Annotated in this window: 4 protein-coding genes; all 4 read left to right on the forward strand. The window is 59.0% G+C overall.

The genetic code is table 11. The features are described from left to right. Window positions 1–55 precede the first annotated feature (55 nt). The 4 genes from J5J10_RS02440 to J5J10_RS02455 all read left to right on the forward strand — a co-directional run bounded on the left by J5J10_RS02440 (window position 56) and on the right by J5J10_RS02455 (window position 15796). Window positions 56–1105: a helix-turn-helix domain-containing protein gene (locus tag J5J10_RS02440; protein WP_211928685.1), complete on the forward strand. Its 1050-nt coding sequence runs from the start codon at window positions 56–58 to the stop codon at window positions 1103–1105. A 302-nt stretch (window positions 1106–1407) separates the two neighbouring features. Further along, window positions 1408–11355, forward strand: a complete 9948-nt coding sequence (locus J5J10_RS02445) for a DUF11 domain-containing protein (RefSeq protein WP_211928686.1) — start codon at window positions 1408–1410, stop codon at window positions 11353–11355. Continuing rightward, window positions 11352–15089, forward strand: a complete 3738-nt coding sequence (locus J5J10_RS02450) for a TonB-dependent receptor (protein ID WP_211928687.1) — start codon at window positions 11352–11354, stop codon at window positions 15087–15089. The genes J5J10_RS02445 and J5J10_RS02450 overlap by 4 nt, the downstream gene beginning before the upstream one ends. Further along, window positions 15089–15796 (forward strand): L,D-transpeptidase, encoded by a 708-nt coding sequence (locus tag J5J10_RS02455; RefSeq protein WP_211928688.1) that lies wholly within the window; start codon window positions 15089–15091, stop codon window positions 15794–15796. The genes J5J10_RS02450 and J5J10_RS02455 overlap by 1 nt, the downstream gene beginning before the upstream one ends. The last annotated feature ends 9 nt before the right edge of the window (window positions 15797–15805 follow it).

Genomic DNA, 15805 nt, shown 5'->3' on the forward strand with positions numbered 1-15805 from the left:
GGGAGATTGAAGAGAAGTTTGTTCAGGCGCGTCCATAATCGGATACCTGCGCTTGATGAGTGACAGTCACAAGACCGCAAAAGCGGTAACGTCCCCCAGGTCGGATTTGCTGCGAGGGGAATTCGTCAGCACCATTGCGCGATCGGACCTGACGCCTATCGATTACTGGGCCGACTTACTATCGCCGGTCGTGGAAATCGAAAGAACGTCGCGACCCGATTTCAAGGCATGCGCGAGAGCCTATGATCTGGGTCGGTTGCATCACGTGTCTCTCAGCACGAGCGCCCTCCAGTATCAAAGAAGCGCGAGCCTGATCCAGGGATCGGACATCGACCACTGGGTTCTGACGCTCCGGCGGTCGGGCACTGAGGTCACCCGATATGATGGTTCGCAGCTGGAGAGCACGGCCGGAACGCTCGACATCAGATCGCTGGCCGCTCCGTTTTCGGCTTCGACCAGCAGAAGTCGCTCGATCATGCTGTTCCTCAGCCGCGACAACTTCGCCTCGCTCGCCTCATGCCTTGATGCGGCGAACAATCGCCCGCTAACCGGCAGCATGCAGGGGATCATTCGCGAATTCCTGTTTTCTCTCGACGAACGGATGGAAAGCGCAACGCTGGAGGATGTGCCTGTCATCGTGAACTCGGTCACGACCCTGTTGCGCGCCGCGCTGGAGCTTAGCCGCGAAACGCTGGAGGAAGCCGCGGCCCCAATAGCGACAAGCCTTCTTGAGAGGGCAAGGCGTTATATCCATGCAAACCTGCGATCGGCGGATCTTGGGCCAGGCGAGGTCTGCAAGGCGATCGGCATCTCTCGTCGACAACTCTACTACGTCTTCGAAAAGCTGGGCGGCGTTGCCACATACATCCGGCGCCGTCGCCTGATCGCGTGCCACGACGCCATCGTCGATGCCGCCGATCACCGCCTCATCAGCACCATCGCCTACGACTATGGCTTCACGAACGCCCCGCAGTTCAGCCGGAATTTCCTGTCGGAGTTCGGATACAGCCCGACCGAAGCCAGGGATTTTCGGCACTATGGATACCGGCCGCTGCAACAAAGACCGGCGACTTTGCGGGAATGGCTGATGCAGTTCCGGGATTAAGCCCGAAGACAAGAAAGCGTTCCAGAAACCCGGTTTTTCTTTGCAAGCGACATCCTGACGAGCCGCCTCAAATCCGTCGCGCGTGCACAATTGCACAAGGCGCGTGCACCTACGGTCATTCCGCGAATCAGTAAAACGCAAAGATAAGAATGATACTGGTCCGCATTATATTGAATATCGACGCACCCGATAGTCAGTTCAGAAGTTTTACACAAATTTAACTTTTGGAACTGTTGTCTCAAGTGGTTGGGTTAGCTGTCTGACAAATTCCGATGCGGTCATGGCCACGAGGGATTTGACAGATGACTGCCAATATGACTGCGCGATACGCCGAAAAGCTGAGAACTGTATTCGCCACACTGGCGCTCTCCACTTCGGTCTCGCTTGCCGTGCTTCTAGCGCCGCCCATTCTGCAGCCGGAGAAGCAGGCGGCGAAAGCACAGGCGGTCTGCAACGGCACCGCGACGTCCAACAAGCTGTTTCTATCGCAAAACCTTCCAGGCTCACCCGATGGCCGTGTGACGCTTCTGCAGGCAGATACGACGCAGAACCCGGTCGTTTTCACGCCTATAGGCGGCCAAGCTGACTTTCCCTACAACGCCACGGCCTATCACTCAGCCCTGGGCAAGATTTACGCTCTTCGCAACACCAAAAATGGCGCCTCTGTGCAGGATCCCGAAACAGGCCAACTGCTCGAAATCGACCCGAATACCGGGGCTGTGACCATCATCGACGCCAACAACCAGGTTGCCGGCATCCAGCTTCCGGCCGGCCTTGCACCCAATAAAATTAATATGATTTCCGGTGCTTTCGACGCAAACGGCGACTACTACATCGCCGAGGCCAAGGGCACCGTCAGCCTCAGGAGAATCACCGACTTTCAAACGAAAGTAACACAACTCAAGGCGGGAACCTTTAGCGGAACGCTCACCGCGGAGGTCTCCAACGCAATAAAGCTGAACGACACCTTACAAGACGTCACGAATCCGGGACTGCAGGTGGCCGATTTCGCCTTTGCCCAGGATGGCAAGCTCTATTCTGTGTTGCCCCCAATAGGCAAAACGATGGCAAGGCTCGTCTATTTTGACGTCTCCGCCTGGCCGGTGGTCAGGATGTATGGGGTGACTGACGGCACCAAAGGTCTAAACCCGACAGGATCACCCCTAGCAAACTTCGGTGCACTCCAGAGCACTTGCTTCGGCATCTATGGGGCCGATAACGACGGCACAGGTTTCTACAAGTTCGATCTTGCCAATGGAACCGTCTTCAAGATGGGTGATACGGCCGCCACCGTTGTGAACGACGGCGCGTCGGATATCAATGCGACCATCACCTTCCCCGTCGACATCAGCGTCACCAAGACCAATACGCCGGCGCAGGGGCCTGTCGATCTCCCCACCGACCACTATGTCCCGGGACAGACGACGACCTACGAGATCGAGGTGAAAAACACCGGACCCTACGGCGCCAATGCCGTTCGGGTGCAGGATCTCCTGCCGGCGAATTTCACCGCATCGCAGAAAGCAGCTGCCACCTGGTCCTGCAAAGCGGGTCTTGGTGCGTCCGACACGCTCAAGCCGGTGTGCCCGCCCGGCAGCACCAAGGCAACGCCGACAAGCGCAGACCCCAGGTCCGGCCCGATAGACGACATGGTTTCCCTGCCGGTGAACGTCGTCTCCGGCGGGATCTCTCCAACCTCGGTGATTTTCACGCTGAATCTGCCCGTTCCCGCAGATTACAAGGGCAATCTCGTCAACACGGCCAGTGCCGAGCCGACGACCGAGGATCTCGATGACAGCGACGACAGCAACAACACGAGCACGGATGATGACCTTCCTCCCATCACCATCCGCAAGCAGCTCTTTCAGCAGACAAAGCCGCAGACGCCCGCGGTCGCCGAGGAAGGCGAATTCCTGACATACCGGATCACGCTGTCGAATACCGGGACCGCTGACTTCACAGGTTATAATCTGACCGATGTTCTCGGCGACAACCTGACCTATTCCTCGTCGACCCTTCCCCCGTCCAATGCGCCGACATATGACCCGGTCACTCAGAAAACCGTGATCCGCTGGCAGAACCTGACGATCCCGGGAACATCCGACCCCAACACGCCCGGCACCTTGACCATCGATGTCGATGCGCGGGTCGCCGACAAACTGATCGGCATCAAGGAAGTCATCAACGCCGTTCACAAGACCGAAAACCCGGAACCCGACTGCGAGATGGGGGGCGCAGACCGTAACGGCACCCTTTGCGTGATCACACCGACTTTGCAGGTCCTGACCCCCAAGGTCTTCCTAAGCGGCGACGGTAACTCTCCGCTGGCGGAGCCGGGCGAGACATTGCGCTACAAGCTGACCGTCGATAACATCGGCGGTTCGGCAATCACCGACTATGTCCTGCGCGACTTCTTCTTTCCGAAGGAAGCGATCGCGTCGATCACGTTCCCGAATAATAGTCCCCCCGGAACCAACATAACGGACGACACAGGGGCCTTGACGGGAGAGACCGTGTGGACGATCCCGTCGATCGCCGCGGGTGAGGCTGTCGATCGCTTCATCAATATCACACTCGTCGATCCGCTCGAGATCGACAGTGGCACGATCATCGGCATCGGCGAGGTCGGCAACATCGCCGGCGACTTCCCCTGCTTTCCCCCGGACATCAAGTGCCCTGATGAGATAATTACCGTGCCGAACATCTCCTTCAAGAAGATACTGTCGGCGGAAAGCATCGCCAGGGATGACATCGCTGTTGCGGGCGAGATCCTGACTTACAAGATTTCGTTGAAGAATATCGGTGGCGCGCCCGACACAAACTACAAGCTAACCGATATCCTCGATCCGAACCTCACCTATGTGGCGGGAAGCGCCAGGGCCGACGGGGTGGTCATTCCTGCAGGACAGATATCGATCACCACCGATGCAGGCCGTCAGGTCATTGCCATCAGCGGTCTCAACGTGCCGGCCGGTAAGCCGGGTGAAGGGGAGGAAGGCTATCCCAACCCCAGAATCGAAGATCCCGGCTACCTCGAAGTGACGCTCCAGGCCCGGGTTGCGAACCCGATTCCCGATGGCGTCAGCGAAGTGCTGAACAAGGTCTTCGAGACCGGAGACACGGAGCCGGACTGCCTGCCGGTTGGGACCGATACCGACCATTGCGTCTATACACCGACGCCGGCGAAGCTCTCGATCATCAAGACGATCGTAAACAATGCCGACGGCATCGCTTCCGATGGCGAAACGCTTGAGTACCGGATCGTCGTGAAGAACAATGGCGGCACGACCCGTACCGGCTTCGTACTGACGGACGAAACCTCGCCGCTTCAGGCCATCCAGTCGATCACCTCGCCTGATACGGGCGTCGATATCCAGCCAGACACGACCTCCTACGTTTCGCAGTGGCCCGCCGTCGACCTCGCGCCCGGGGCAGAGTTCGTCGGAACGCTGTTCGTCACGCTCAAGGACCCTATCCCCGACAATATCGCCGAGATCATCAACCTCGTCACCAACAGCGAATGCGTGATCGAAGACGCCGGTACCGGCTATCCCTGCCAGGTCAAAACGCCGACGCAGGCCCGCATAAAGCTGAAGAAAGTCCTTGCGGATGAGTCGCTGCCCAATATTGCCGAAGCCGGAAAAGTCCTGACCTACACCGTCACTATCACCAATACCGGCGGCCTGCCCTGGTCCGGTGACGTGGTGGACGAATTCACGCCGGGCAGTGCGGTGGCCGAAGTGGTGAATGTCAGTAATGGCGGGACGTCCGTGATCACGCCGACCGCTGTCACCACCACATGGCCGATAAGCAATCTGGGTGCCGGCGGGGTGATCACGCGGACGGTCAGATTGAAGCTCGTCGCGGACCTGCCTTCGAGTCTCCTCGAAGTGATCAACAGCCTGCCTGCCTGCGCCGTCGAGGACCCTGCCAATTGCGTGGTGAAGACGCCCACGGCGTCGAAGATCACAACGAGCAAGGTGAAGACGGTGGAAAGCCTTGTCGCGCCTGCCGGCATGCTGGGTGTTGCCGAGCCTGGCGAGACCATCACCTATGCGCTGACCATCACCAATAGCGGCGGCACGGCCAGAAGCGGCTACACCCTGACGGACACATTCACGCCCGCCGGGATCATCGCTTCGGTCAATGCACCATCCACCGTTGTCGGAAGCACCACCATTCCCGGCGGCACCTACCAGGGCAATGGCGTCACCACCTGGACGAACCTCTCCATTCCCGCCAATGGCAGCATCACCGTCCCGATCGAGGTGACACTCAAGCCGGTCTTCGACCAGCCATGGACCCAGGTCATCAACCGCGTCACCACCGACTGCGTCGTGACCGACCCCGTCACGCTCGCGCCCTGCGGCGTCATCCTGCCGACCGCCGCGAAGGTCAGCCAGTCGAAAAGGCTGCTCCCGGAGACCGGTGGCACCCTCGCCAACACAGCAGAACCCGGCGAGACCCTCGAATACGAGGTCACCGTGACCAATACCGGCGGCACGCCGATGACCAACTACGACATTCAGGATGTCTTCGAGCCCGCCGATACCGTCGACATCGTCTCCGGCGTCGTGGCAAGCGATGCAGGCACCTATGCCGTCGCGACCAACCAGATCACCACCACATGGCCCGCAGTCACCATTCCGGCCGCAACCAGCGAGACCCAGCCCGGCATTGTGAAGCGAACCGTCAAAATAACCCTCACCAACCCGCTGACCCCCGGCCTCGCCGAAGTCAGGAACAGCGTCATCAAGGACTGCGTGCCGACAAACGTAGCAACCGGGGAACCGTGCGTGGTGAAGACGCCCACGGCGTCGAAGATCACAACGAGCAAGGTGAAGACGGTGGAAAGCCTTGTCGCGCCTGCCGGCATGCTGGGTGTTGCCGAGCCTGGCGAGACCATCACCTATGCGCTGACCATCACCAATAGCGGCGGCACGGCCAGAAGCGGCTACACCCTGACGGACACATTCACGCCCGCCGGGATCATCGCTTCGGTCAATGCACCATCCACCGTTGTCGGAAGCACCACCATTCCCGGCGGCACCTACCAGGGCAATGGCGTCACCACCTGGACGAACCTCTCCATTCCCGCCAATGGCAGCATCACCGTCCCGATCGAGGTGACACTCAAGCCGGTCTTCGACCAGCCATGGACCCAGGTCATCAACCGCGTCACCACCGACTGCGTCGTGACCGACCCCGTCACGCTCGCGCCCTGCGGCGTCATCCTGCCGACCGCCGCGAAGGTCAGCCAGTCGAAAAGGCTGCTCCCGGAGACCGGTGGCACCCTCGCCAACACAGCAGAACCCGGCGAGACCCTCGAATACGAGGTCACCGTGACCAATACCGGCGGCACGCCGATGACCAACTACGACATTCAGGATGTCTTCGAGCCCGCCGATACCGTCGACATCGTCTCCGGCGTCGTGGCAAGCGATGCAGGCACCTATGCCGTCGCGGCCAACCAGATCACCACCACATGGCCCGCAGTCACCATTCCGGCCGCAACCAGCGAGACCCAGCCCGGCATCGTGAAACGAACCGTCGCCATAACCCTCACCAACCCGCTGACCCCCGGCCTCGCCGAAGTCAGGAACAGCGTCATCAAGGACTGCGTGCCGACAAACGTCGCAACCGAGGAACCGTGCGTGGTCGTCACGTCCACTCCCTCCGCCGTCAATACTGCAAAACAACTGACGAGCGAAAGTTCGGTTGCACCTTCAGGATTGACGGGAGTGGCGGAACCCGGTGAAACGCTCATGTACACTGTCGTTGCCACCAACAATGGCGGCACGGACGCTTTCGGCTACACCGTCCGGGATGTCTTTTCCGCGGAAGGGCTTTCCAGCCCTCAGACCGCCGTTCAAAGCGTCGTCCTCGACCCGCCGCTCAATTCCAGCTACAATGCGGCGACTGGCACGAGCTTGTGGACCGGCCAGGACATTCCGGCTGGTACCAGCAAGACCTATACCGTGACCGTCACTCTGGCCAATCCGCTGCCGGCGGGCGTGGAGTGGGTGCGCAACTTTCTCCCGAACAATTGTGTCATCACCAATGCCGTGACCGGCGAACCGTGCGACATTAAAACGCCTACGCAACCGCGCATCAGAACGGCCAAGGTTCTTCTCCCAGAGCAGGGCGGTTCAGCGCCGAATATCGCGGAGCCAGGCGAAACGCTGACCTACCGTATCACGGTGGAGAACGTAGGGGGGCAGTCGGCGTTCAACCACACGCTCACAGACCAGTTTCTCCCGGTCAACACCATTGCGGCCATGTCGACGGAAGCCGGCAAGGGCTCGGCGGATGCCGCCACCGGAACTGCCACATGGACAATCCCGGAACTGAAGCCAAACGTGCCGGTCACCTGGGATATCACCGTCACACTCCAGCCAAGCCTGCCGCCAAATACCGAAGAAGTGACGAATGCCGTCACCCCGTGTGTCGAAGTCATCCCGGGCTTTTCCTGCACCGTCGTGACACCGACCGCCGCCGATGTGCAGAAGTCCAAGGAACTGACCGACCAGAGCGGTGGCGCTGAAGACAACGATGCCTATGCCGAAGGCGGCGAGACTCTGAGGTATACGATCACCGTCACCAATGCCGGTGGCACCGACCTCAGCGACTATCAGGTCGTGGACACCTTCAGCAATCCGGAGGTGGTTGATAGTGCGGTCGCCTCGGACGGCGGAAGCTATGTCAATGGCACGACCACATGGACCATAGCGTCGCTGCCAAAAGGAACAACTGTCACCAGAACGCTCGACATCACCTTGATCGATCCATTGCCCGAGGGACTAACCGAGCTGACCAATATCTTGACCTGCGAAAACATCATCGTCGGCAAGATCTGCGACCCCGTTATCCCCCCGGAGCCGATTATCAGGCAGTCCAAGGTCCTGACCATCGACAGCATCAACAACGACCGGAAGCTCCAGCCGGGAGAGGAACTTACCTACACCATCAGGGTGATCAACGTTGGTGGCGCCGTCGCCAATACGGTTGTGGTCAAGGACCAGCTCGATCCGGTGGGCGTTCCCGGCCTTCTCGATGGTGACCCTACGCCGGCCGACTGGAGCTGGAACGCCGCAACGAACACTGCAACGAGAACCATTGGGCCACTTGTGCCGCTCGCCCTTGGGGGAACGCCCCAGGAAGTCACGATCAAGTACCGTTTTGCCGACCCGCTCCCCGACGGGCTCCAGGGCGTGACGAACAGACTGCTCGATTGCCTGCCGATCGATGGCGAGTCCTGCGATGTGGACACCCCAACCGGACCGCTGCTGCAACAGGCCAAGGAACTGGTGGATCAGTCGGGCGGCGCCGAAGACAACGATGCCTATGCCGAGCCCGGTGAAACCCTGACCTATGAAATCACGGTCATGAATTTAGGTGGATCCGATGCAACGGGCGTGTCGATTCAAGATCAGTTCACACCCCTGGACGCGATCGATGAAGTGACGGTCCTCGATGGGAACACGTACTCCTATGACGAAAACACCGGCATCGTTACATGGACCAATCTGACCGTACCTTCGACCGGCACCCGCACCATCAAATTGCGGGTCGCGATCAAGCTGAAGGACCCGCTGCCGGACGATATTCTGAACGTAAAGAATGAAGTCCTGAATTGCGTCGTCATTCCGGGGCGGACGTGCGGCCCGGATTTGCCTAGGGCTCCGAATGTCAAGCATGCCAAGGTGCTCAAAGTTGAAGATGGGGGCGACATTACCGGTGTTGCCGAGGCCGGCGAAACCCTGCGCTACGAGATCACCGCGCGCAACATCGGCAATGCGGATGCAGAGAACTACGTCCTCAGGGACGAATTCACCCCCCTCACTGCGGTCTCGGTCGCCGACATTGATGCTGATGGGGGCACGGTAACGACCGATCCCGGCGCGAATACCGTGACCATCGAATGGATCATTCCCTCGATCGGAAAGCTCGGCGGAGAAGTAACACGCACGGTCGATATCAAGCTCAATGATCCCTTGCCCACAAGCCTGGCCTCCGTCAGGAACCGGGTTCTTGAGTGCAAAGAGCTTTTCGCCGGCTCCTGTGAGGTCGTCACGCCGACCGAATCCGATATCCATCAGGTCAAGTCGCTGGTGGCCGAAAGCTATGTGCCGAACAACCGTATCGCGGAGCCGGGTGAAATGCTCACCTACCGCGTGACAGTCACCAATACGGGCGGCTCGACTGTCATGGGCTATGACATCGAAGACTTCTTCGAACCACCGGCGACAGCGGAGCTAGTGGAGGCCGACAAGGGTGGACAATGGGACCCTGCAACCGGAAGGGTGATCTGGCGAAACCAGACAATCGCACGGGGCACGCCGGTCAACTATACGGTGAAGTTCACGCTCAAGGACCCACTGCCCGCAGGTACCACGCAGGTGACGAACCGCCTGGTCAAGGACTGCACCGTCACGAACACAGCAACCGGCGCTCCTTGCCGGGTGGTCCTTCCAACGCCGTCATCGATCAACAGATCGAAGAAGCTCATCAATGAGAGTATTGAGAACAATGGCATTGCTCAAGCCGGGGAAACCCTGCGCTACGAGATCACCGTCACCAACAATGGTGGTCGCGATGCCAATGACGTCAAGGTTTTCGAGGTGTTCAAACCGGCGGACGCCGTCGCCTCGGCGGTTGCCTCCGATAATGGGACGTACAATCCCACGACAGGTCGAACGACATGGGTGATCGACAGCCTTGAAATCGGCGAGACCGTCACGCGGACCGTCGACATCACGTTGGTCGATCCGCTGCCCCAGGGATTGAAGCGTGTCAGAAACATCGTCCTGGACTGCATTCCGACTGCAATCCTGGTCTGCGACGTCGATCATCCGACCGAAGGACAGGTCTCTCCCACCAAGACGCTGATCGAGGAAATCGGTGGCACGAGGGAAGGCCTCGGTGAGCCGGGAGAGACACTGGTCTACGAAGTGACACTGATCAACACCGGAGGTACGGCGATTGAGGACTACTCCGTAACAGACCAGTTCGTGGACCTCGAAGCGGTCAAGAAGGTAGAACCACGGGAGAATGGCACCTACGATCCCGTAACCGGCTATACCACCTGGACGATCGATACTCTGCCTCCCGGCAAGAAAATCACCCGACATGTCGCTGTGACACTGAAGGATGAGCTGCCCGAAGGTCTGACAGAGGTCACCAATCTCACATTCGAAACACCCGAAGACCCGGATTTTACCTCGCCACCCTGCGATCCGGAAAATCCTCCCGCGTATTGTGTCGTAACGCCGCTTGCGCCTCCGGCAACCTCCACCGACATCACCGTCACCAAGGTGGCGGATGTGAAGGAGGTACGCAGGGGTGACACGGTGCCCTACCGGATCATGGTTGCAAACAATTCGCCATCCATTCCGGCGCAGGTCACCGTGATCGATCGCATTCCCGCCGGGTTCCGCTTCATCGAAGGGTCGGCGAAGGTGGATGGCGTTGCGGTGACGCCAAGCGTGAAGGGCAGGGACATCGAGTTCGCCGACCTCGATATCCCTCCGGATAGCGCGATCGAGATCGAGTTGAAGCTCGTGGTTCTCAGCTCCGTCGTCCCCGGCCGATACACGAACTACGCCACGGTAAAGGACATTCCAACACCCCCGGGCACAGCGACGGTCGTCGTGGTTGCCGAGGCGATGTTCGACTGCTCGACTGTCATCGGTCGCGTGTTCGATGACGTCAACCGGAACGGCTATCCGGATGATGGCGAGCCCGGATTGCCCGGGGTCCGTCTGGCAACCGTCAATGGTGTTCTCATCACGACTGACGAACATGGGCGCTACAGTCTTCCCTGCGCCGCTCTGCCGGATCAACGCATCGGCTCGAACTTCATTCTCAAGCTCGACACGAGAACGCTTCCGACGGGCTACCGCCTGACGACCGAGAATCCCCGGGTCATGCGGCTCACGGCCGGAAACATGTCGAAGATGAACTTCGGCGCCTCTATCGGAAGACTGGTCCGTATCGACCTCACGGACGATGCCTTCGAAGCCGGAAGTCTTCGACTGAAGGCGCAATGGTACGACCAGATCATCCGCCTCCTTGAGGTGCTCAAGCAGGACTACTCCCTCATTCGCCTCTCCTACGTGGACAGCAAGGCCGAGCCGCAGCTGGCTGCAAGGCGGTTGACCGAAATGCAGAAAACCATCGCCCAGCTGTGGGCCGATTATGGCGGGACCTATCGCCTCGAAATCGAGAAGCGCGTGGAGGTAAACCAATGACAACCTTGTTCGACAGCGTGCGCACGTGGGACCAGTCCCCCGACAGGAAATCAAGGCACCTCACACTGAAAGCCGGCACCGCTTTGCTGCTTTCCATAGGGGTTTCACATCAGGCATTCCCACAAAGCGGCTTCGACATTGACGGGTGCGTCAATGAGGAATGTTCGTCCGTCATCCGCGGAAAAATGCTGGACGACGGATCAAGCCGAACGCTGGTGGTGGGAGAGAACACCGAAAAAGGCGCTGCGCAAGGGGACGCAGTCCCTTTTTCGATCAGCGTGGATGGGCAGGTTGTCGATGAAAGCATGCAGGTCGTTTCTGCGCCCCTCGGCGACAAGTCAGCTGTCAAAATGGCGGATCGGCAGCGCAAGGCGGATTTGGATCTGAGCGCGGTCGACATCCAGGTCAAATTCGACGGACTCGATGTGAAGACAATGCTCAACGTGTCCACCAGTCCGGTTCGAAGAACCTATCAGGCCGGCGAAGACGTCGTTTTCCAAGCCTACTCGAACTACCCGGCGTTCATAACCAAGGCAGAAATCAGAATCGGGGATTCCTACAGAGGATCCACCTTCAGGCCGCAGTTCGTGGTGCCGATCGAACCGAACGGAACCGCGCGGTGGATCATGCCGGAGAGCGAGACGCGGGACTTCGACTATGTTTTGCGCGTCTATGATGACAAGGGACGCTTCAACGAAACCGAACCATTGATGCTGTCGCGGACCGATGCGGTGTTTGAGCCCGCCAGCGCGACTCCGGCGCCGGCACCTGGTGTGGCCGAAGATCGTACCGCAGTCCGGCACATTCCCGTTCATGGCGGGGCTGTGACTGTCTACGGTCGGAATGTTCCTCCAGGATATTCGATAACCGCACTCGGATCACAGGTCCCGCTCGACGCACAACGGTCCTTCGTGGTCCAGCGAATTCTGCCGCCCGGCGATCACGAGGTCGACGTTTCACTCGCCGGCGTCTCCAAATCAGGCGGCCTCAATTTCATACGCGAAATCAATATACCCCAGAACGAATGGTTCTATGTTGCGCTTGCAGATCTGACCGTCGGCCGAAAATCGGGTGATGACGGCATCGAAATCGCCCGCGAAGGGGAGTACGACAGGGTTTATTCCAAGGGTCGGCTTGCCTTCTATCTGAAGGGCAAGATCAAGGGCGAGTATCTCCTTACGGCATCAGCCGACACCGGCGAGGATGACGTGAAAAATCTCTTTCGAGGATTGAACTCTCAGTCGAGCTCCGAGATCCTGCGGAGAATTGATCCCGACCAGTATTACCCCGTCTACGGCGACTCATCGACCACTGTTGAAGACGCGCCGACACGGGGGAAACTCTATATCCGCCTCGAGAAGGGCGACAGCCATGTCGTTTGGGGAAATTTCAAGACACGCGTCGTGGGAACGGAGTTTGCTCAGTCAGAACGCTCTCTCTACGGGGCAGCCGCTCAGTATGCGCCAGACGATGTGACATCATTTGGCGAGAAGCGAACCGTTGCTGCCGTCTATGCGGCACAACCGGACAGCCTGGCGCGGCGCGATGAATTCCTGGCAACAGGCGGCTCGTCCTACTTTCTTTCGCGACAGGATGTAACTGAAGGTTCCGAGACCGTCTCGATCGAATACCGGAGCGTCGTAACGGGCGCGGTTGTCACCGAGAAAACACTGGTGGCGGACGAGGACTATACACTCGATTATTTCCAGGGCCTGCTTCTGCTCCGCAGGCCGGCTTCAGTCTTGAGTGCGCCTGGCGAGGCGGTTCGGTCTTCCTCGCAAGGCAGCACCAACGCCTACGTCATCGTTCAATACGAGTACACTCCGCTTGCCTCAGATGTCGACGGCTATGCGCACGGCGCCCGCGTTGAACGCTGGATCAACGACAAGGTCCGCGTCGGCGCCTCGGAAGTGACCGACAATACCGGCCCAAGCGACCACCAGGTTGTCAGCGCGGATTTGCGCCTTCGTCATTCCGACACCACCTCGCTTGACGTCGAAGTGGCGCGTTCGAAAGGAGCTTCGTCTTCAAGTTATACGTCGACCGACGGCGGCTTATCCACCTCAACGACGCAGAAACTGGGCTCGGTGAGCGACGACGCCAACGCCTGGAAACTCAAGGGTCAGCTGGATCTGGCTGACATAGGCATAGAAAATCTCAAGGGCACCATTAAAGGCAGCTATGAGAACAGAGGCAACGGCTTTTCGATTGCCGGCGGCAATTCCGATGTCGGACTGGAGCGCTGGAGCGTTGGCACCGCTTTGGAACTGGGCGAGAACACCTCAGTGACGATCGGGCATGAGCAACTCAAGACCGACGAGAACAAGAAAAGCGTCGAGACATCCGCCGATGTGGCGGTGCAGCTCAACGACAGCACAAAGATCACGGTCGGCGCGGCACGTACGGAGCTGCAGTCCGCATCAGCCCTTGCGGCAGGAAAGAGCGGCTATAACGGCTCGCGCATCGATGGCGGGCTGCGAGCAGACTACGAGATAAATGACGACAGATCGATATACGGATTCGCTCAGGGAACGGTCCAGCAATCTGGCGATATACGTCGAAATGATCGGATCGGCGTTGGCGGAAAGACGCGCCTGACCGAGAAGGTGGAAGCCAACGCGGAAATCTCGCATGGCGCCACCGGCGTGGGAGGGGCAATCGGTGCCGAATATGCTCCGACGGCCGACGACAAATACTATGTCGGTTATCGTCTCGATCCGGACAGAGCCGCGTCGATCGAGAGCACGAACGAGCTGTCGGGAACAGACAGGGGTGTCATCACCGCAGGGTCTCGGAAGAAAATCTCGGACTCTACGTCCGCCTTTGCCGAAAGCACCTACGACATGTTCGGGCTTCGAAAGTCGCTGGCCCAGACCTATGGCATCGAATACACGCCCGACGCGTTGTGGAGCGTTGATACGGCCTTGACGACGGGATCGATCCGCGACGAGACCATCGATCCTTCCACCAAGCTTGAACGCTCGGACTACGATCGCAAGGCGGTTTCCGTTGCAGTCAATTACGACGATGAGGATTACGGTTTGAAAGGCCGCGTCAAGGGGGAGGCGAGATACGACGACTCGACCGACGACACGCGCGACTCGACGACCTACGTTCTTGCCTCAAACTTCGCCGTAAAAACCAGCGAGGACTGGCGCCTACTTGCCGGGTTGGATCTCGTCCAGGCACATGGCGAGTCCGCATCGGTCCAAAACAGGGACTATCTGGAAACATCGCTCGGCTTTGCGTACCGTCCAGTGGACAATGATAAGCTTAATGCGCTGTTTCAATACAGCTATCTTCTCGATCTCAAGGATCTAAGGTCAACGGCTGTGTCCGAAGGGGCCGTCGAGCAACGCAGCCACATTGTGTCTGCCGACCTTTCCTATGACCTTATGCCTTGGCTGACGATAGGGACCAAGCAGGCACTTCGTTTTGGCGATCGTCGCGACGGATCGGACGGATCCGAATGGGCGGTCTCTACCGCATATCTGGGTACCGGCCGTCTCGATCTTCATCTTGTGAAAAGCTGGGATGCGCTGGTGGAGGGACGAGTTCTCAGCCTTCCAGAGACAAGCTCGACCGACTACGGACTCCTGGTGGCCCTGTATCGGCATGTCGGCGAGGACTTCAAGGTGGGCGTCGGATACAATTTCGGTCGATTCACCGACGACCTCAGAGACCTCACACTCGATGACAAAGGTGTCTTCCTCAACGTCGTTGGGAAATACTGATGAAGCGCCTGTACCGTGGTGGCGGAGAGCCCGGAATGGAGAGTGTATTGGCGAATGGTGTCGTCCTGAATCGACGGGCGCTGCTGTTGTCCGCGCTACTCCTTGGCGCCTCGTCGCAAGCTGCACAAGGAGGCACACGGCCGAATGGCACGCATGATATACAAGCCGCAGATCCCGAACGGCTTTATGTCGCGCTTGAAGATAATGGTTTTAATGTTCCTTCCGTCCGATACAGGAAGCTTGACCCAAGATTTTGGCGCAGGCGTGTAATCGACCTGACCGGAGCCACTGAAGGCACTGTCTTCGTCAGTCTTGCGGAGCGGTTTCTTTACTTCGTTATCGGCGACGGTACCGCGATACGATACGGCATCGCTATTGGTAAGGATGGCTACAGATGGTCGGGAAATGGTGAAATTGCCCGGATAGCGACCTGGCCAAAATGGACGCCCACCATGGAAATGCGAGCGAGACTTCCGGAACTTGAACGCTACCGAAGCGGCATGCCCGGCGGCCCGGAAAACCCTTTGGGAGCGCGCGCACTCTACATACACCGCAATGGTAGGGATACGCTCTATCGTGTTCACGGTACCCCGGAGTGGTGGAGCATCGGACGGCAGGCCTCATCCGGCTGTATCAGAATGCTCAACCAGGATGTCATCGATCTTGCCGCCCGGGTCCAGCCAGGCGCGGCGATAATAGTTTTATAAACCCGAAGG

Origin of the sequence: Ciceribacter sp. L1K23, from assembly GCF_018122705.1 — a bacterium.
Lineage (GTDB): Bacteria > Pseudomonadota > Alphaproteobacteria > Rhizobiales > Rhizobiaceae > Allorhizobium.